This window comes from Saccharothrix obliqua (assembly GCF_019375475.1).
Taxonomy (GTDB): domain Bacteria; phylum Actinomycetota; class Actinomycetes; order Mycobacteriales; family Pseudonocardiaceae; genus Actinosynnema; species Actinosynnema obliqua.
Genome location: NZ_JAHXGQ010000005.1, coordinates 35,075 through 53,645 on the forward strand (window position 1 = coordinate 35,075; position 18,571 = coordinate 53,645).

Below are 18,571 nucleotides of genomic sequence, written 5' to 3' on the forward strand. Positions count from 1 at the left end.
GCTGCCGCGCCCCGTCCGGCTACTTCGCCGCGAGCAGCTGCGCGCAGCGGATCAGCCCCAGGTGGCTGTACGCCTGCGGGTGGTTGCCCAGCGAGCGCTCCGCGATCGGGTCGTACTCCTCGGGCAGCAGACCCGTCGGCCCGGCCGCGTCCACCATCTGGGCGAACAGCTCCTCCGCCTCGGTGCGGCGGCCGGTCAGCAGGTACGCCTCGATCATCCACGCCGCGCACAGGTGGAAGCCGCCCTCGTCACCGGGCAGGCCGTCGTCCCGCCGGTAGCGGTAGACGGTCGAGCCCGAGCGCAGCTCCGCCTCGATCGCCGTCACGGTCGCCTGGAACCGGTCGTCCGCCGGGTCGATCAACCCGGACAGGCCCACGTGCAGGGACGCGGCGTCGAGGTCGTCGCCGTCGTACGCCGTGGTGAACGCCTGCGCCTCCTCGCTCCAGCCGTGCTTGAGCACGTCGTTGGCGATGGTGTCGCGCAGCACCGGCCACGAGGGGTCGATGACCCGCCCGTACGCCTCCGCCAACGCGACCGCCCGGTCCAGCGTCACCCAGCACATAACCTTCGAGTACACGTGGTGACGAGGCGCGTGACGCTCCTCCCAGATGCCGTGGTCCGGCTCGTGCCAGCGGCGGGCGACCGCCTCGGCCATCGCGCGCACCATGGCCCAGTCCGGGTCGGTCAGCGAGCCGCGCGCGTGCGCGAGCTGCACCACCAGGTCCACCACCGGACCGAACACGTCGAGCTGGACCTGCTGGTTGGCCAGGTTGCCGACGCGCACGGGGCGTGAGCCCGCGTAGCCCGGCAGGGTGTCGATGACGGCCTCCGCGCCCAGCATGGTGCCCTGGAGCGTGTACAGCGGGTGCAGCCGCTCCGGGCCGGGCAGCGTGCCGAGCACGCCGTGCACCCAGCCGAGGAACGACTCGGCCTCGCCCGTCGAGCCCACCGACACCAGCGCCTGCGCGGTCAGCGCCGCGTCACGCAGCCAGCAGTACCGGTAGTCCCAGTTGCGGATGCCGCCGATCTCCTCGGGCAGCGACGTGGTGGCCGCCGCCATGATCGCGCCGGTCTCGTGGTGCACCAGGCCCTTGAGGGTCAGCGCCGAGCGCAGCACCAGCTCCGACTCCACGGGCGGCAGCCGCAGCGTCGCCGCCCAGTCCGACCAGAACGCGCCCGCGCGGGCCCGCCGCTCCGCCTCGCCCAGCGTGGCCTCGGACAGGTCGTCCGTGCCGCACCGCAGCTCCAGCACGATGGGCGCGCCCTCACGCGGCCGGACCACCGCGGTGGCCGTCTCCTGGAGGCCGTCGCTGGTGATCTCCCAGTCGACGCCCGGCGCGCGCAGCACCATCGGGTCGGACGTGCCGACCACCCGCAGGCCGTCCCGCTCGCGCAGCAGGCGCACCGGCACCTGGCCGAACTCGGGGCGCGGCGCGAACGTGATCACGGCGTTCGTGGAACCGGACACGCGCCGCACCAGGTCGGTCCGGTGCGAGGCCAGGTCGTGGTCCAGGTAGTCCGTGACCAGCAGCCGCGACCAGCGGGTCTCCACGATCATCGTGCCCGGCACGTAGCGCTGGCCCAGCGGCAGCGAGCCGTGCTCCGGCTTGATCGAGAAGTGGCCCGCGGACGGGCCGCCGAGCAGGTCGGCGAACACGGCCGCCGAGTCCGGCTCGGGGTGGCACAGCCAGTTGACCCGGGCGTCCGGGGTGAGCAGCGCGACGGAGCGCTCGTTGGCGAGCATCGTCATGCGCTCGATCGGCACCGCCTGGTCGCCGTGCAGCCACGCCCGGCGCTCCTCCAGCAGGAACGCCAGCACGGTCGCCACGTCCACGGTGTCGTCGATGTGGTAGCCGGCCAGCGTCTCGCCGTCGCCGACCTTGATGCCCACGTCGGGGCCGGTCAGCCGGGCGAACGCCTTCTCGTCGGTCACGTCGTCGCCGACGAACACGGCGGCGGTCGCCGACACGCGGTGCCGCAGCACGTCGAGGGCGTGGCCCTTGTCGGTCTGGACGACGGCCAGCTCCACGACGGCCTTGCCCTCGGTCACCTGCACGCCTTCCCAGGTGCAGGGTCCACCGCGCACGGCCTCCAGAACCCGCTCCCCCACGGGGGGTTCCGCACGGCGCACGTGCACCGCGATGCTCGCGGGCTTCACCTCCAGGGTCACGCCCCCGTGACCCTCGACGATCCCTTCCAGCTCGGCTTCCAGCCGGCGGTGCAGCGCGCGCGCTTCCGCGTCGAGCGCGTGCACGAAGCCGACGTCGAACTCCGATCCGTGCGAACCGACGAGGTGCACCTCGGACGGCAGCCGGGACAGGGTCGCCAGGTCGCGCAGCGCGCGCCCGGAGATCACGGCGGTGGTCGTCTCGTGCAGCCCGGCCAGCGAGCGCAGCGCGCCCACCGACTCGGGCAGCGGGCGGGCGTCCTCAGGGTTGGCCACGATCGGAGCCAGTGTCCCGTCGTAATCGCAGGCGACCAGCAGGCGCGGTGTGCGCGCGAGCTGGACGATCGCACGGCGAAGTTCGGCGGGGAGGGCCTCGGCGGTCAACGCCCCTCCTCAAGACTCGGTGGGACAGGTCGGGTGCGTGGTCTGAACCGATTCCGAAAAGTCCCGGTCAGACCGCAGTCTGCGTACCCAAGGCGTCAAGGAACGAGCGAGCCCATCGGTCGACGTCGTGCGTGAGGACTTGGCGGCGCAGCGCGCGCATCCTACGGCGACCTTCCGCCGGATCCAGCGTGAGGGCCGCTTCCAGCGCGTTCTTCACGCCGTCGAGGTCGTGCGGGTTGACCAGGAAAGCGCTCGTCAGCTCCGCCGCCGCGCCCGCGAACTCGGACAGCACCAGCGCGCCGCCCAGGTCGTAGCGGGACGCCACGTACTCCTTGCAGACGAGGTTCATGCCGTCCCGGACGGGTGTCACGACCATGACGTCGGCGGCCGACATGAACGCCGTCAGCTCGCGTCGGTCGACCGATTGGTGCAGGTAGTGCACGACCGGGTGGCCCACGGTGGAGAACTCGCCGTTGATCCGGCCGACGGCCTGCTCGATCTCGCCACGCATCTGCTTGTAGTGGTCGACGCGCTCGCGGCTCGGCGTCGCGAGCTGCACCATGGTCACCTCGGTCGGGTCCACCCGGCCGTCGGCGATCAGCTCGTACAGCGCGCGCAGCCGGACGTCGATGCCCTTGGTGTAGTCCAGCCGGTCCACGCCGAGCAGGATCTTCTTCGGGTTCCCGAGGTCTTCGCGGATCTGCCGCGCGTGCTGCTGGACGTCCTTGCTGCGGGCCAGCGCGTCCAGGCCCGCCGAGTCGATGGAGATCGGGAACGCGCCCACCCGCACCGTGCGGTCGCCGACCTGCACCACGCCGGGCCGCGTGCGCACGCCGACCGCGCCCCGGCTCGGCTCCAGGCCCACCAGGCGGCGGGCCAGCCACAGGAAGTTCTGCGCGCCACCCGGCCGGTGGAAGCCGACCAGGTCGGCGCCGAGCAGGCCGCGGATGATCTCCGTCCGCCACGGCAGCTGCATGAACAGCTCGACCGGCGGGAACGGGATGTGCAGGAAGAAGCCGATCCGCAGGTCCGGCCGCAGCTCGCGCAGCATGGCGGGCACCAGCTGGAGCTGGTAGTCCTGCACCCACACCGTCGCGCCCTGCGCCGCGACCTTCGCCGTCACGTCCGCGAACCGCTGGTTCACCCGCACGTAGGTGTTCCACCAGCGGCGGTGGAACGCGGGCGGCGCCACCACGTCGTGGTAGAGCGGCCACAGCGTGCCGTTGGAGAAGCCCTCGTAGTAGTCCCGGACCTCCGCCGAGCTGAGCGACACCGGGTGCAGCTGGAGGCCGTCCTCCTCGAACGCCTCCACCTCGGCGTCCGCGATGCCCGGCCACCCGACCCACGCGCCGCTGTGCGAGCGCAGGAACGGCTCCAGCGCGCTCACCAGGCCGCCGGGGCTGTGCTTCCAGCGCTGGGTGCCGTCCTCCAAGCGCTCCAGGTCGACCGGCAGGCGGTTCGCCACGACCAGGAAGTCCGCGCCGTGCTCGCCAATGCTGCTCACCGGGTAACGCCTCCTATGGGATTCGTCTCGCCCGCACCCGAGGTTAACGGGAACGCTCGTTCCGGATGCCCCGGCGTCATCGCCGTCACACCGCGTTCAACCAGGTTGGACGTACGTCACGGCCGTCCGGGTGCTCAGTGCCCCCGGCGCCTGGCTGGACGCGGTAGGCCGGACAACCTCGACCCTGCCAGCTTCCGCTCCAGCCTGCTGAGGCCCGACCGGACCGGCCTGCCCAGGAACTCGCCCAGCACCACCCCGCTGGCCAGCGCCAACGCCGTGCCGGCGGCCAGCACGAGGGTCGACAGGCCGCTGCCGTCACCCTCCACGGTGAGCTGGTAAAGACCGCGGTAGGTGGTCCAACCGGGCAGCAGCGGCACCATCCCGGCCACGGACACCACGAGCGCCGGCGTCCGCAGCCGCCGGGACATCACCGCGCCGCCGAAGCCCACCACCGTCGCCGCGACCGCCGCGCACGTGATGGTGTTCGTGCCGGTGAGCGCCAGCAGGCCGTAGGTGGCCGTGCCCACCGCGCCCGCCGCCGCGGCGATCGGCAGCGCCCGCAGCGGCGCGTAGCTGGCCAGCGCGAAGAACAGCGAGGTCACGCCGCCGGCCGCGAACTGCATCGGCACGACCGAGATCAGCGGCGGCAGCGGGTCCGCGATCGTCGTCTGCACACCCAGCTGCACGCCCGCGCGCAGGGTGAGCGTGATGCCGGTGATCAGGCCCGCCGTCAGCAGGCCGATCTCGATGGACCGGCCGGCGGCCGTCACGTGGTAGCCGGTTATCGCGTCCTGCACCGCGCCGACCAGGGACAACCCGGACAGCAGCACCACGATGCCGGTCGACACCAGCAGCGACGGTCGCAGGCCGGGCAGCAGGTCCGTCGCGTAGAGCCCGAGCGCGGCGGTCGCCGCCAGCGCGCCGCCGACCACCTGCTGGAAGAAGAACGGGACCTCGCGCCGGTTGAGCATCCGGCCCACCCGGTCGACCACCGCCGTCACCAGGGCCGCCGACAGGGCGATGAACGGGCCACCACCCACCAGGAACGCCACCGCCGCCGCCATGCCCGCCCACGCGCACGTCGCCACCCACCGCCGGTAGGGGTGGGGCTGCCGGGTGATGCGGTCCAGCTCCGCGTACGCGTCGGGCGCCTTGATCTCGTCCGCCACGATCCGGCGGATCAGGTCCTCCAGCACGGCCAGCCGCGTGTAGTCGGTGCTCCGGGAGCGCACCACGCGCAACGACGTGATCGGTGCCGCCTCCCGGCCGCGGTGCCACGAGATCGTGATCGAGGTGTACGTCACGTCCACCTCGGTGCGCGGCAACCCGTAGGCGTCCGCGACGGCCATCACGGTGGCCGTGACATCAGCCGCCCCCGCGCCGCTCGCGAGCTGGACCTCACCCACCCGCAGCGCGAGGTCGATCACCAGGTGGACGGTCGAGTCGTCCGGGAGGGACGGTCCCTCGATCGGTTGCCACAGGCCGGGAGCGGTCCTCGGGTCGCGGTAACGCCTGCGCCGCAGCCACACGTGCATCCCTCCTCGGTGATCGGTCCCAGCGCCACGCCCGACGGTGTCACATTCGCCGCTGTGTCATGCGCCACCCCTGGTAGGGGTACCCGGAACGAGTGAGTCGATCACATTGAGTTCAGCTCTGTTGAAACCCCTGGCCAGCGCCTTTACGCTCCTCCTGACCCACTCGGACGGGCAGCCCGCCTCCGGATGGACCAACGGCGGAACACCGTGAGCAGACCGTTCGCCGCAGGTAGCACCCGGTGCGGGCGCTTACGATGTTCCCGTCCGACGGCCGCGCCGGTGTAGCTCAATTGGCAGAGCACTCGCCTTGTAAGCGAAAGGTTAGGGGTTCAAGTCCCCTCACCGGCTCCAAGCGCAGCGCCACCCCTGCCCGGGTCGCCACCAGCCAGGGGTGCCGGGCGGGTCGGTTTCCCGCCTTCGCCCACCGAGTTCGGGGCGTCGTCTGTTCGGGAGCCGCCGGCATGTGGCGGTACCGGACCGCCGCCGAGACCGCCCATTGATCGGGTTGCGGCCGTGCGCACTGGTTCCGGGACCGATGCGCAGGCCGACTGCGAGTCGGCTCGTCGCGGAGCGCCCAGGGAATCCCGGTGCCGGTCCGCCTGTTGTCAGCCCGGGGGCTACTGGCCGGGGTCGTACGGGCAATTAGGCGCAGCTACAGGGCACACATATGCGTCGTAAGGGGTGTCCAGTGAATCCAGGAACTCCTTGTGGCCTGTCCAGTCGTCCCGGCACCATCGGGCAACGCACAAGATGGTGACCTTGGCAGCACCGGCGTCGTGCAACGTGATGGCGGCTGACTGAGCCTTCGAGCCCGTCACCCAAGTGTCTTCGACGAGGAGTACGTGCTTCCCTTCGACCCGGTCCCGGTACCGGTCTTCGACGGTGAAGCGGTCTGCTCGCACCGCCCGGTCCGGCAACTCGTGGAAGTTGTCGGCCAGGGAGAGGAGGAAGCGACCTGATCTCGGAACTCCGCGGACCGTTCTGGCCAATTCGGCGACCGGGTGGCTCGCGCCCGGAGTTTTCGCCGATGGCACGAACGTGATGCTCTCCCAACGGGAGCCCAGGACCGCCGGAATGCAGTGTTCATGGATGGTGCTGGCGGCAGCCACCATGTACGCCAAGTCCTGTGCGCACTTCTGTGCGGGCGGCGTGGCCTTGTACGCCCGCATGGTGTGCGCGGACTGGTCGACTCGTTTCGTCGTCGACCACCCTCGGACATATGTCAGGATGAGGGCGACATCGGCGAGGCGTGCGCCGAACTCGGACTTATGCGTCAAGCACCTCGAGCACAAGCCGGCCGTCTCGGTCTCGGGCTGGCGACATACGCGACAAGTTCTCCCCACAACGTGGCGTGCATTCCGGAAGAACCCACCCACTCGTTGGACGAGTTCTTGCCGGGTTGCGTAGAAGAGCGGATCCGGCGAACCGGTCATCCCTTGGCCAGGGCGAGGATCCCGGCTGCCGGGTTGTCGCTGCTCGTAATCCGCTTTACGTGGTCGATCGCCTCATCGGGCGTCTCGGCCTGGTACACCCCGGGCTTCCCCACCAGTGCGCGGCCCCAGTTGGTGCCGCGGACAACCGCGCCCATGAGGATCACCGGGCGACCATGGGCCACGGCGGACCGGGCCTGGATCCGAGTGCCGCTCAACTCGCCGGCTTCGACGATGATCGTGACACGGCCGTATGCGCTCATTGTTGCGTTCCGCATGGGAAAAGAGGACTTGCTGGGCGGGGAATCCGGCCAGAACTGCGACATGACCAGCCCCTCGGCTGCGATTCTGTCCTGCAGTGAGCGGTTGGCCGCCGGGTAGTATTTCTGAATTCCCGTGCCAATCACCGCCACGGTTCGCCCCCCGCGGTCGAGTGCGGTCACGTGGGCGGCCGTGTCGATTCCCTCGGCCAGACCGGACAGTACCGTGATCCCGCGGTCCACCAGTCGTTCCGCCAGGCTGACGGCCATCCGAAGTGCTCGTTCGGAAGCTCGCCGGGAGCCGACGACCGAGACAGCGTTCTCGCCAGGCAGCAACGTGCCGCGGGTGAACAGCACGGGCGGCACCTGATGCACATCGCGGAGTTGAGCGGGGTACTGGTCGTCCCGGAAGGTGTGGAACCGGAAGTCGGCATCCCTCCAGGTGTCGATCTCGCGTGCGGCTTCGACGAGCGCATCGGTGCCCAGTTCGGCCGCGAGCATTTCGGTGAACAGCGTGGGCGGGCGGTGCTGTTCCCAGAGCTTTCGTGCGCTCCCGATCTCCGTCACCTGCGCGGTGATCTGCGACCACGTCATGCCTTCGGGTCGCGTTCGCAGCAGCGCGACCAGCGCGGCTCGTTCCTCGGCGTCCCAGGTGTCCACGCCCGACAGCGTAGGGCGTGGCGAGATGTGGGTGCAGGTCGCGAGCAAGGTGCGGTGTTGGCCGGAAATCACGCATCGCCCCCTTCGCGGCTGTGGATCGAACGCATGTTCGATGGTCGATGTTAGGTCGCTGATGTTGCTGGTACAAGCCGTGTCATGTGGGCCACCCCGTGGTGGACGAGCCGGAACCCAGATGCCGGGGGTCAGGCGTCTCCGGGCTCAGCCCGAACGCCCGACGCGGGACACTCGCGTGGTGAGGCGCAGGAGTCGACCCTCCGCCGGCACGACCACCAGGTGCGGCGGACGCCCGCCCGCCACCACGGGTTGCTCACCGACCCGCGACCCGCGTGCCTTGAGCACCGCCCCGTTCGGGAACGTGACGAGCAGGCTCGGCGGCGCACCCGGCACGTCCGCCGTGCTCAGCACCGCCCGCCGCCACCCCGCGTCGGCCACCGACCGGAACCACCGCCGCCACCCCAGCACGCGCCTGCCCTGCGCCAGCAGGCCCGCGCCGGCCGCCACCGCCACGAGCACGCAGCCGACGATCGTCAACGGGTCCCGGTTGGCCATGTCGGCGGTGCGCACCCGTCCCGGGTCGGCCGGGTCGTAGAACACCTCCACCGCGTCACCGACCGAGTACGGCTCGTACCCGTGGATCACCACGGTCCGCCGCGAGAACTCCACCTCGATGCTCGGCATACCCCGAGACGGGTGGTGCACGGCGGTGACCGTGGCAGTCGTCCGAGCACCGTGGTCGAGCAGCCACTGGGCGTCCCGTGCCTGCATCACGAACAGCATGGCGCTGAACACCCCGAAGGCCACCCAGCACCCCAAGAGCAGCACCGAGTACCCCAGCCGCCGTCGCATCTTCGCGTGCAACGGCCCCGGGTCCAGCGTCTCGTCCGGCAACGACAGCACGTCCCGCGCCAGCACCGTGCCCACGGCGAGACCACGGCCGGCACGACGTCGAACCCGGCGCACGGCGTACACGAGCGCCCCGCACCCGACGACGAGCACGAGCCAGCCGACCGCTCCCACGCGCGATGCCTACCACGGCACGAGTAGACGCGGCTACGCCCACGGGGCGCAGCCGCGTCACACGGCTACTCCTTGTCCACGATCACCTGATAACCGACGCCGCCGATGTCCTGCCCGTTGACGGTCTGGACGACGTGCTGCACGTAGGTGCCCGGCGTGCCGCCGATGAACGTCAGCTCGGCGGTGAAGCGCTCACCCGGCTTGATCGGCAGCCCGGCCAGGGTGGCGTGCTTCGGGTCCGCGATCTCGACGGCCGTGCCGCCCGCCTGCTTCACGCCCTCGCCCTGGGCGCCCGTGGAGCGCCACAGCTCGAACAGGCGCGGACCCAGGTCCACGATCACGCGACCGTTGGACACCAGCGGCCGTTCGGGGCTGGTGATGACCAGGTCCGTCTTGACCGCGCGCTCCGTGGCGTTGCCGACCGCGAACCAGGACTTGCCCGGCGTGCCGGGCTTCACCCGGACGGTCTGGAAGTTGCGCCACGCGATGTTGTTGTTGCGCTTGGTGTTCAGCGCGGTGTCGGAGACCTCGGGGTACGTCATCGGGTCGCTCGCCGACACCCACCGGGCGAGGAGGCAGAAGTGGCCGGGGCCGGGCACCGGGTTCCACAGCACCTTCGCCACCGTCACGCCACCCGCGGGCACGGTCAGGGTCTGCTCGCCGATGTACGTCCAGTCGCCGTTGGTGACGGGGTTCCAGTTGGTCGACCCGCCCGGCGTGGTCCGGTAGACCTTGAGCGTGCCGTGGCCGTCGGCCGTCGCGTTCGGGCCCGGGTTGGTCAGGCGCACGTGGACCCAGTTCGCCTGGCCCACCACCGGCTGGATGCCGGGACCGCAGTCCGCCGTGGTCGGGCAGACCTTGATGTCCGGGCTGTTCCAGAACAGGCTGCCGGGGTTCGGTTCGACGCCCGTGTCGGTCACCTGGTCGCGGATGAAGACGTCGCTGCGCTTGCAGTCGCGCAGGAACTCGACGATCGCCGTGCTGACGCCGTTGCCGTCGGCCTGCGCCTGCGTGTAGAGGCCGCCGGTGGTGTTGGCGTAGTTCTGCATGATCGGCACGATCGGCGTGGTGTACGCGCCCGACGTCGGCACGTAGACGGACGAGATCTTGATGCCGTTGCCCAGCGCCTGGTTCGCGCGCAGCGCCGCGTTGGTGTTGTCGGCCGCGGTGTAGGTGTCGTCGAAGCCGCCGGGGCGGGCGTCGGTGATCAGCACGGTGAGCCGGGTCGCGTTGGAGCGCCAGCCCGCGGTGAAGTCCGCGTTCTGCGGGCGGCCCGCGGCCGGGAGGCTGTTCACCACCGTGTTCAACGCCTCGTCCGACGCCTCCGGCTCCCCGCCGCCACCGCTCACGGTCAGCGCGTTGACGCTCGCCACGACGGCCGCCTTGTTGTTGGCCGCGAAGTTGTTGACGACGGTGATGTTGTCCTTGAACGTGACCAGGCTCAGCCGGTAGTCGGAACCGGTCAGGTTCTCGACCTCCTGCGCGATCTGGTTGATGCCGGTCTTCAGGTTGGTGATCGCGCCGCCCATGCTGCCCGTGTCGTCCACCACGAAGGCGACGTCCATCGGGCCGCACTTGCGCGGCGCGGGCGGCAGGGGCGCGGCGCCGGCGGGGCCGGTCGCCTGGGCGACGGACGCGGCCAGCGCCAACGCGGCCAGGGCCGCCAGCGCCGGTCTCCGGAAGCGATGCATCAGGGACTCTTCTCGCTCGGGCGCCCGTCCGGGTGGGCGGGCGCGGTCCGGGTGCGGACCGGAAACCGGTCCACACCTGGCGGAACCACGCGCGTCCCGACGCGTACTGCTCGATTCGGCCTGATTACCCCTGCGCCGACCGGGTGCCACCACACCACCGGCCGCGCTAGGGGGCCGGCCGCGGAGCCGAAGCCCGGCCCGGACCACCCCCGCCGGCGCGGGAAGGCGGCGGTCGGGCGGGGCGGTAATTATCAGGCAGGCTTCCTGAAAGTTTCGCCGGCGGCACACCGGCCTCGAGGACAGGCCCTAGTGCCGCGGGATGCGGATGGTGAACGTGGTCGCGCCGGGTCGGCTGTCCAGCTCGATGGCACCGCCGTGCGCCGCGACCAGCGAGTGCGCCACGGCCAGGCCGAGGCCGCTGCCGCCCCGGTCGCGGGTGCGCGAGTCGTCCACGCGGTAGAACCGGTCGAAGACGCGGGCCTGCTCGGCGGGCGGGATGCCCGGACCGGCGTCGCTCACGCGCACGGTCGCGTGGCCGTTCTCCACGCCGACGTCCAGCGACACCGTCGTGCCCGGCGGCGTGTGCAGGGCCGCGTTGGTGAGCAGGTTGTCCACCACCTGGCGCAGGCGCAGGGCGTCGAAGCGCAGGCGCAGCGGCTGACCGACTTCGGCGACCCGCAGCGGGTGGTCGGGGCGGGCCGCCTGGAACGCGTCGGCGGCCTCGCGCACCAGCTCCGACAGGTCGTGCTCGGCGGGCCGCAGGGGCGTCTCCGACTCGGCCGAGTCCAGCCGCGCCAGCAGCAGCAGGTCGTCCAGCAGCACGCTCATCCGCGCCGCCTCCGACCGCAGCCGCTCCAGGTGCGCCTCGCGTTCCTCCGGCGCGTTCGCGGCGGCGTAGCGGAACAGGTCCGCGTAACCGCGGATGGACGTCAGCGGCGTGCGCAACTCGTGCGAGGCGTCCGCGATGAACCGGCGCAGGCGTTGCTCGGCGGCCGTCCGGGCGGCCAGCGAGGAGTCGATGTGCTCCAGCATCTTGTTGAACGCCGAGCGCAGTTCCTCCACCTCCACGCCGCCGTTGCGGCCCTCCGCGCGCACCGCCAGCCGCGCCGAGTCGGTCAGGTCGTGCGACGTGATGTCGTGCGCGGTCTTCGCCATGTCGCTCAACGGCTGGAGGCCGCGCCGCAGCACCGCACGCCCGATCACCACGAACGCGATCAACGCCAGCACGAACGTGCCCACGACCACCATCACGAGCTGCCGCACGGTGGTGTTCAGGTCGTTCATCGGCGCGGCGCTCACCAGGACCGTGCCGTCACCCGACGGGCAGCCGCGCAGGCGGTAGGTCGAGCCGTTCAGCTGCGCCGTGCGGAACACCGGCTCGTCCCCGGTCACCTCCGCCGCGACCTCGGCCAGCTCGGTCGCGTCGGCGGGGAGCTGCGCGGGCAGCCGCGGCGTCGCCCGGCCGTCCCGCACGTCGTAGACCGCCGCGTACCAGCCGTAGATCTTGTTCAGCCTGCCGGACGCGACGAGGTCCTTCTCCAGCGCGATCTGGGACTGCTTCATCTGGTCGTCGAGCTTGCCGGCGAGGTAGTTCTCCATGCTGCTGACCATCACGTAGCCGACGGCCGCGAACACGCCCAGCGCCAGCGCGCCCAGGCCGAGGGCGAGCCGGGTGCCCAGCCGCGGTTTGCGCCGGTCGGGCAGGCGGGTCACTCGGGCGCCTTGCGCAACACGTACCCGACGCCGCGCACGGTGTGGATCAGCGGTTGCGCGCCGTCGTCCAGCTTGCGGCGCAGGTGCGACACGACCAGCTCCACGACGTTCGACCGGCCGCCGAAGTCGTACTCCCACACGTGGTCCAGGATCTGCGCCTTGGTCAGCACCGCGGGCGAGCGGCGCATGAGGTAGCGCAGCAGCTCGTACTCGGTGGGCGTGAGGGTGACCAGCCGACCGGCCCGCCGCACCTCGCGGGTGTCCTCGTCCAGGGCGAGGTCGGCGACCTTCAGCACGGACCGCTTCCACTGCGGTCCCGTGGAGCGGCGCAGCACGGCCCGCAGCCGCGCCATCAGCTCCTCCACCGAGAACGGCTTGACGAGGTAGTCGTCACCACCGCGGGTCAGGCCCGCGATCCGGTCGGCGGTGCCGTCACGCGCGGTGAGGAACACCACGGGCACCATCGCGCCGGACGACCGCAGCCGGTCCAGCACGGTGAAGCCGTCCAGGTCGGGCAGCATGAGGTCGAGCACCACGATGTCGGGGTGGAACTCGGCGGCGGCGGTGAGCGCCGCCTCGCCGCTGCCCGCCGTCGCGGCCTGCCAGCCCTCGTACCGCGCGACCGTCGCGACCAGGTCCGCGATGTGCGGTTCGTCGTCCACGACGAGGAGTCGAACGGCGTTGGCGTTGTCCACGGGTCCATGGTGCGGTACTACGCGCGTGCGAGGGAAACCCCGCCCTTGATCCACAGGTAACCAACAGGGAGGCGACAGGTCTTCCCGGTGAGCTGGACTCGCCGCGCCGGCGCCCCGTCGCGGACGCCGCGTGACGGGGCACCGGCGCGCGGATGTCGCCGGGTCCCGGACCGAGGTGGCCGTGTGCCGGGGGCCGGGCCATGCCTGGGGTGTCGGCGGTATCGCGGGTCGGCCCGGAGCTGTCGGGAGGCGTGGGGTCGGGTCGGCGCGGGAATTGGAGACCGGTGGCGTGGGGTCGGGTCGGCGCGGAGCTGTTGGGAGGCGTGGGGCCGGGTCGGCGCGGGAGTCGGAGGCTGGTCGCGTGGGGCCGGGTCGGCGCGGGAGTCGGAGGCTGGTCGCGTGGGGCCGGGTCAGCGCGGGAGCCGGAGGCCGGTGGCGGTGCGGGTGGCGCGGGGGCTGGTGAAGGTCGGCGGCGGGCCGGGCCACTCGCCCAGCGCGCGCAACGTGCGGTACCGCATCGCGCCCACGACCTCCCGGAACCGGAGCTGGTCGGCGGACGGGAACGTGGCCGCCGCCTCCTCCAGCCGGCCGAGGTTCGCGAGCACCGCCGCCCGGTGGGCCGCCAGCTCGGTCTCGTCCACCCACCACGCCCACGGCGGCGCGGTGGGGTCGTGTGCCGGGGCGTCCCGAGCGCGGTCGAGCGCGGCCAGGGCTTCCCGTGCACGGCCCGCCCGCGAGTGCGCACGAGCCGCCCGCAACGCGAACATGGCCCGCACCTTCGGTGAACGCGCCATCGCCTCACCGCGGTCGGCCAACGCCAACGCCTCCGCGAGCCGACCGACGTGGGCGCGCTGCATGGACGCGTTGAGCAGCGTGAGCACGTGCACGTCCCCACCGGGCCGGGCGAGGGCGAGCGCCGCCAGGTTGTGCGCGTGCGCCAACCGCTGGTGCTCCTCCTCGAACAACACCCACGCGGTCACCTCGGCCAGCTCCGCCAACGCCTCCCGGTCCGCCGCGGGCGCGGCGCGGAACAGCCGCACGGCCAGCGGACCCAGGTCGCGGGTCCCCGGCAGGCCGTCGAGCGAGACCAGCAGCCGCGTCACCGCCCGCACGCCCGCCGGCACCGGCCCACCCCCCGTCCACGATCACGCCGACCCGGGGCCGGGCGTGATGCCTCACACGCGCTCTGCTACGGTCTCGCGCACGGGTTTCCCCGCTCCACGCAGGTCAGCCGGGTTTCGCGCTCGGGGCGTGCTCCGGCGCCGGCCGCGTGGAGAGCCGGCTTCGGTCGCACGCTTTCGGGAACGTGCGGCCGAGGCCGTCTGCTACCCCTACCCGTACCGCGCGTAGTCGAACTCCGCACCCACCACGGAGTGCCCCAGGTCGCTGCCGAGCCGGGTCAGCAGGTCCACCAGCTCCAGCCCGGCCAACCAGTCCCGGGGCAACGCGGCCGTGCCGTGCAACGCGCCCAGGATGTTGCCGGTGAGCGCGGCCGTGGCGTCACTGCCGCCGGAGTGGTTGGCGGCGGCACGCACCGCGTCCACGAACTCGGCACGCCGCGGGTGCACCAGCACGGTGTGCACGGCGATCGCCAGCGCCTCCGGCCCCGTCCAGCCGCTGCCCAGCCGGTCCACGCGCACCGACTCGAAGCCCAGCGCCCGGTGCTCCTCGGCGAACACCACGGCCCGGTTCAGCGTGTTCGCCGTGTACGGGTCGTCCCGCAGCACCCGCCCGATCACCTGGTCCACGGCTTCCCGCAGCGGTCGGCCGCGCACCGCGAGCAGGTGGATGAGCAGGGCGAACGCGCCACCGGACACCCAACCCCCGGTGCCGCCGTGGGTGAGCGCCGCGAACCGGCACCCGAGGTCGTAGGCGATCTCGGCGCTCGGCGCGAAGCCCGCGGGCGCGGTCCTGGTCACGCCGTTGCAGCCGGACGACTCGTTCTGCGGCGCCTCCGGGGTCGGCGCGGTGTCCGACGCCAGCGCGCGCAGGCAGGTCAGGCCGGGTGAGCGGCTGGAGTACAGGCGCTCGTCACCCGCCAGACCGGTCGTGCCGGGCTCCGGTGCCGCGAACTGCTGCGTCATCAGCCACTGGCGGTAGCTGTGCCACACGGTCTCCACGGGCGCCCACTCGCCGGTGTTGCGCCCACGCACCCACGCCCGCAGGTAGCCCTCGGCGGTGAACAGGGTGAGCTGGGTGTCGTCGGTCACCAGGGCGGGTCGCGGCGGTTCCAGCACACCTTCCGGGCCGTGGTCTCGTTGGATATCGGTCCAACCCAGGTACTGGACGGGCGCGCCAAGGGCATCGCCCAGTGCGCCGCCCAGCAGGCAGGCGGCGCCACGGTCGACCACGCTCATCGGCTCGCGCGGCACTTGCCCTCCTGCACTGCGTCGTCCGGGGGCCAAAACCCTAGCCGTCGCGGGCCCGTCCGGTCATGGGAGCACGCCTAGTTGAGGAAGCAACATCTACTCGCAGGTATCTCAGGGTGCACCCGGCGCACCTGATCCAGTGCCGGACGCGGTGGACCGGACGCGACCGAGCGGGCACGTACCGGAGCGGGGGAGGGGCATGGCCGAGCGGGGCAGGAACGGACTGGAGTTCGGCGTCCTCGGGCCGTTGCAGGTGCTCGCCGACGGCCGCCGGCTCGTCATCGGCCGCAAGGGGATGCGCGGCCTGCTCGCGATGCTGGTGCTGGCCGCGAACCGGGTCGTGCCCATCGACGAGATCGTGGACAGCCTGTGGGCCGACGACCCGCCCGCCACCGCGCGGACCATCGTGCACGGCTACGTGTCGCGCCTGCGGCGGATGCTGGACCAGGCCGACCCGGCGGGTTCCGCCCGCATCCTCACCACGCCACCCGGCTACCAGCTCGCCGTCGACCCGTGGCGGCTGGACTTCCACCGGGCCCGCCGGCTGGTGTCGTCCGCACGCGGCAAACCCGCGCCGATCCGGGCGCAGCTGCTGCGCGAGTCGCTCGGCCTGTGGCGCGGCCAGGTGCTGTCCGACGTGCCCGGCGACCCCATCACCACCGACCTGGAGGAGCTGCGGCTCGCCGCGCTGGAGGAGCGCATCGAGGCCGAGCTGGAGCTGGGCAGGCACCTGGAACTCGTCGGCGAGCTGCGGCAGCTCGTCGGCGAGCACCCGTTCCGGGAGCGGCTGGTCGGCCACATCATGCGCGCGCTGTACCGGTCCGGGCAGCGGGCCGACGCGTTGGAGGCGTACCAGCGGTTCCACCGCCTGGTCGTGGACGAACTCGGCATCGACCCCGGCCCCGAGCTGCGCGTGCTGCACGAGCAGGTGCTGCGGGACGACCCGGCGCTCAGCTCGCCCGGCCTGGCGGAGCCCGCCGTGCCGGTGCCGCCGCGACCCGGCGTCGTGGTGCCCGCGCAGCTGCCCGCCGCGGCCAGCGGGTTCATCGGGCGGGACGAGGAGCTGGCCTGGCTGGACCGCCTGTGCGACGGGCGCGACCCGACCACCACGACCGTCGCCGTCGTCAACGGCGCGCCCGGCATCGGGAAGTCGGAGCTGGCGGTGACCTGGGGGCACCGCCGGGCCGAGCAGTTCCCGGACGGCCTGCTGTTCGCGGCGCTGCACGGGTTCGCGCCCGACCGGGAGCCGGTGCGGCCCGCCGAGGTGCTGGCGCGGTTCCTGCTGGCGCTGGGCGTGCCCGCCGACGGCGTGCCGCGCGACCTGGACGACCGGGTCGGCCTGTACCGGTCGGTGCTCGCGAAGCGGCGGGTGCTGGTGGTGCTGGACGACGCGCGCGACCCCGAGCAGGTCCGGTTGCTGCTGCCGCCGGGCGCGGGCTCGGTGGTGCTGGTGACCAGCCGCCGCAAGCTGGAGTCGCTGGTGGTCAGCAACGGCGCGCGGATGCTGACGCTGGACACGCTGCACGAGGACGAGTCGGTGCGGCTGGTGGACGAGGTGGTCGGCAAACCGCTGTCCGAACAGGAACCGGTGGCCACCCGGATGCTCGCCGAGCTGTGCGGCAACCTGCCGCTGGCGTTGCGGATCGCCGCGGCCAAGCTGGTGTTCAGTCCCGAGTGGACGGTCGAGGCGCTGGTGGCGCAGCTCTCCGACGACGACGCCCGGCTGCGCGCGCTGGACCTCGCCGACAGCGGGGTGGGCGTGGCGCGGGCGCTCGCGGTGTCCTACCGCAACCTGCCGCCGGAGCTGGCGGAGGCGTTCCGCGCCGCCGGGCTGGTGCCCGGCCGGTGGGTGAGCCCGCACGCGGTCGCCGCGCTGTGCCGCACCGACCTCGGCACCGCCGCCGGCCGCCTGGCCGACCTCGCCGACGCCCACCTGCTGGTGGAGCAGTGGCGTGGCGGGTTCGTGCTGCACGACCTGGTCCGGCTGTACGCGCGGGAGGTGCTGGGCGCGGAGCGGCCGGAACGCCGCACCGCCGCGCTGCGCCGCCTGATGGACCACTACCTGGCGGCGTGCGACCACGCCCGCCGGCTGCTCCGGCCGACCGACGACGCGTTGGACTTCACCTCCGTCAAGCACGCCGAGCACAGCACCGCGCCCCGCCCCGCGACACCCGGCCAGGCGTTGTCCTGGTTCGACAAGGAGTGGCCGAACCTGATCGCCCTGGTGCACGCGGGCGCGGAAGCCGGTCTGCACCAGCAGGTCTGGCAGTTGGTCCGGTTGGTGTACCCGTACTGCGTGGTGCGGCTGGTCGGGCGGGAGTGGCAGGCCGCCGCCGAGTTCGGCCTCGCGTCGGCACGCGTGATCGGCGACCGGCGCGGTGAGATGCTGGTGCTGCACGCGATGCACGCCATCGACCTGTGGGTCGGCGACGTGCGCGGCAAGCTGCCGGAAGCCGAGCGGGCGCACGGGATCGCCGTGGCGCTGGGCGACCCGAGGTACCTGGTGATGACGCTGGACCAGGTGGCGTGCGTGTTGTCGGCGGAGGACCGCCACGAGGAGGCCCTGGCCCGCTACCGGGAGGCGCTGGAGATCGCGCGGCGCGAGGGCGACGCGCTCGGCGAGGCGACCGTGCTGAACAACATGGCGCAGGTGGAGCAACGCGTGGGGCACCTGGAAACGGCGGTGCAGCACCAGTTCCAGGCCATGGAGATCCACCACCGGCACGGGCACGAGCGGGCGTACGTGCTGGCGTTGAACAACCTCGCCGAGCTGTACGCCGAACTCGGGTTGCTCGCCGAGGCGGAGGAGAACGCGCGGCAGGGCGTCGAGCTGGCGCGGGGTGGATCGCTCCAGGTGGAGGAGGCGTGCGGCAGGCACGTGCTCGGCTCGGTGCTCGCCAAGCGCGGAGAAACCGTTGCGGCGCAAGCGGAGCTGGCGGAATCGCTGCGGTTGTTCGAACGGCTCGGCTCGCCGCGGGCGATGTTGGTCCGAACGGCCCTTGAAGCGTTGACCACCGGGGTTTAGCGGACGTTTAGCACGTTATCGGCGGTTCGTGGGAACTTGGTGACGTGCGCTGATCAACGCTCTTGCGGATCGGCGCGCAGGGTGGCTCTTGGAGGGGGGA

Annotated in this window: 12 protein-coding genes and 1 tRNA gene; 2 read left to right on the top strand and 11 right to left on the bottom strand. The window is 72.2% G+C overall.

Annotated elements, in window-relative coordinates; translation table 11 throughout:
* Nucleotides 1-19: 19 nt before the first annotated feature.
* The 3 genes from otsB to KZQ38_RS16975 form a co-directional block, all read right to left on the bottom strand.
* The gene (gene otsB, locus KZQ38_RS16965; RefSeq protein WP_219443070.1) at nucleotides 20-2,551 is read right to left on the bottom strand and encodes a trehalose-phosphatase; all 2,532 of its coding nucleotides are present in this window, start codon (nucleotides 2,549-2,551) and stop codon (nucleotides 20-22) included.
* 67 nt (nucleotides 2,552-2,618) lie between these two features.
* A complete protein-coding gene (locus KZQ38_RS16970) occupies nucleotides 2,619-4,055 on the bottom strand; it encodes an alpha,alpha-trehalose-phosphate synthase (UDP-forming) (protein WP_219443071.1) in 1,437 nt (478 codons plus the stop codon).
* 134 nt (nucleotides 4,056-4,189) lie between these two features.
* The gene (locus KZQ38_RS16975) at nucleotides 4,190-5,590 is read right to left on the bottom strand and encodes a threonine/serine exporter family protein (protein ID WP_257901632.1); all 1,401 of its coding nucleotides are present in this window, start codon (nucleotides 5,588-5,590) and stop codon (nucleotides 4,190-4,192) included.
* Between the two features lie 275 nt (nucleotides 5,591-5,865).
* Here KZQ38_RS16975 and KZQ38_RS16980 point away from each other — a divergent pair.
* Nucleotides 5,866-5,941 (top strand) — tRNA-Thr (locus KZQ38_RS16980).
* A 266-nt stretch (nucleotides 5,942-6,207) separates the two neighbouring features.
* On the opposite strand, the gene KZQ38_RS16985 is transcribed toward KZQ38_RS16980, so the two are convergent.
* The 8 genes from KZQ38_RS16985 to KZQ38_RS17020 all read right to left on the bottom strand — a co-directional run bounded on the left by KZQ38_RS16985 (nucleotide 6,208) and on the right by KZQ38_RS17020 (nucleotide 15,434).
* Complete coding sequence (locus tag KZQ38_RS16985; protein ID WP_219443072.1) at nucleotides 6,208-6,867, bottom strand: phosphoribosyltransferase; 660 nt, start codon at nucleotides 6,865-6,867, stop codon at nucleotides 6,208-6,210.
* 152 nt (nucleotides 6,868-7,019) lie between these two features.
* Complete coding sequence (locus tag KZQ38_RS16990) at nucleotides 7,020-7,940, bottom strand: DNA-processing protein DprA (protein ID WP_308258445.1); 921 nt, start codon at nucleotides 7,938-7,940, stop codon at nucleotides 7,020-7,022.
* Nucleotides 7,941-8,159: 219 nt separating this feature from the next.
* Nucleotides 8,160-8,978, bottom strand: coding sequence for a DUF3592 domain-containing protein (locus KZQ38_RS16995; RefSeq protein WP_219443073.1), 819 nt, complete (start codon nucleotides 8,976-8,978; stop codon nucleotides 8,160-8,162).
* A gap of 65 nt (nucleotides 8,979-9,043) precedes the next feature.
* Nucleotides 9,044-10,669 (bottom strand): vWA domain-containing protein, encoded by a 1,626-nt coding sequence (locus KZQ38_RS17000; protein WP_219443074.1) that lies wholly within the window; start codon nucleotides 10,667-10,669, stop codon nucleotides 9,044-9,046.
* Between the two features lie 306 nt (nucleotides 10,670-10,975).
* Nucleotides 10,976-12,382 carry a sensor histidine kinase gene (locus KZQ38_RS17005; protein ID WP_219443075.1) on the bottom strand — a complete coding sequence of 469 codons (1,407 nt, stop codon included), beginning with the start codon at nucleotides 12,380-12,382 and terminating at the stop codon, nucleotides 10,976-10,978.
* Nucleotides 12,379-13,077: a response regulator transcription factor gene (locus KZQ38_RS17010; RefSeq protein ID WP_219443076.1), complete on the bottom strand. Its 699-nt coding sequence runs from the start codon at nucleotides 13,075-13,077 to the stop codon at nucleotides 12,379-12,381. Before KZQ38_RS17010 ends, KZQ38_RS17005 begins: the two co-directional genes overlap by 4 nt.
* A gap of 410 nt (nucleotides 13,078-13,487) precedes the next feature.
* On the bottom strand, nucleotides 13,488-14,201 hold the full coding sequence (locus KZQ38_RS17015; protein ID WP_219443077.1) for an NsdA family TPR-like regulatory protein: 714 nt from the start codon (nucleotides 14,199-14,201) through the stop codon (nucleotides 13,488-13,490).
* A 207-nt stretch (nucleotides 14,202-14,408) separates the two neighbouring features.
* Nucleotides 14,409-15,434 carry an ADP-ribosylglycohydrolase family protein gene (locus tag KZQ38_RS17020; protein ID WP_257901633.1) on the bottom strand — a complete coding sequence of 342 codons (1,026 nt, stop codon included), beginning with the start codon at nucleotides 15,432-15,434 and terminating at the stop codon, nucleotides 14,409-14,411.
* Between the two features lie 211 nt (nucleotides 15,435-15,645).
* Between KZQ38_RS17020 and KZQ38_RS17025 the strand changes: the two genes are divergently transcribed.
* Complete coding sequence (locus tag KZQ38_RS17025; protein ID WP_219443079.1) at nucleotides 15,646-18,471, top strand: AfsR/SARP family transcriptional regulator; 2,826 nt, start codon at nucleotides 15,646-15,648, stop codon at nucleotides 18,469-18,471.
* Nucleotides 18,472-18,571: the final 100 nt, after the last annotated feature.

Excerpts from the sequence above, each read along its gene's own strand:
- KZQ38_RS16975 (WP_257901632.1), bottom strand. The coding sequence starts at position 5,590 with ATGCACGTGTGGCTGCGGCGCAGGCGTTACCGCGACCCGAGGACCGCT.
- KZQ38_RS17000 (WP_219443074.1), bottom strand. The coding sequence starts at position 10,669 with ATGCATCGCTTCCGGAGACCGGCGCTGGCGGCCCTGGCCGCGTTGGCG.
- KZQ38_RS17020 (WP_257901633.1), bottom strand. The coding sequence starts at position 15,434 with ATGAGCGTGGTCGACCGTGGCGCCGCCTGCCTGCTGGGCGGCGCACTG.
- KZQ38_RS17025 (WP_219443079.1), top strand. The coding sequence starts at position 15,646 with ATGGCCGAGCGGGGCAGGAACGGACTGGAGTTCGGCGTCCTCGGGCCG.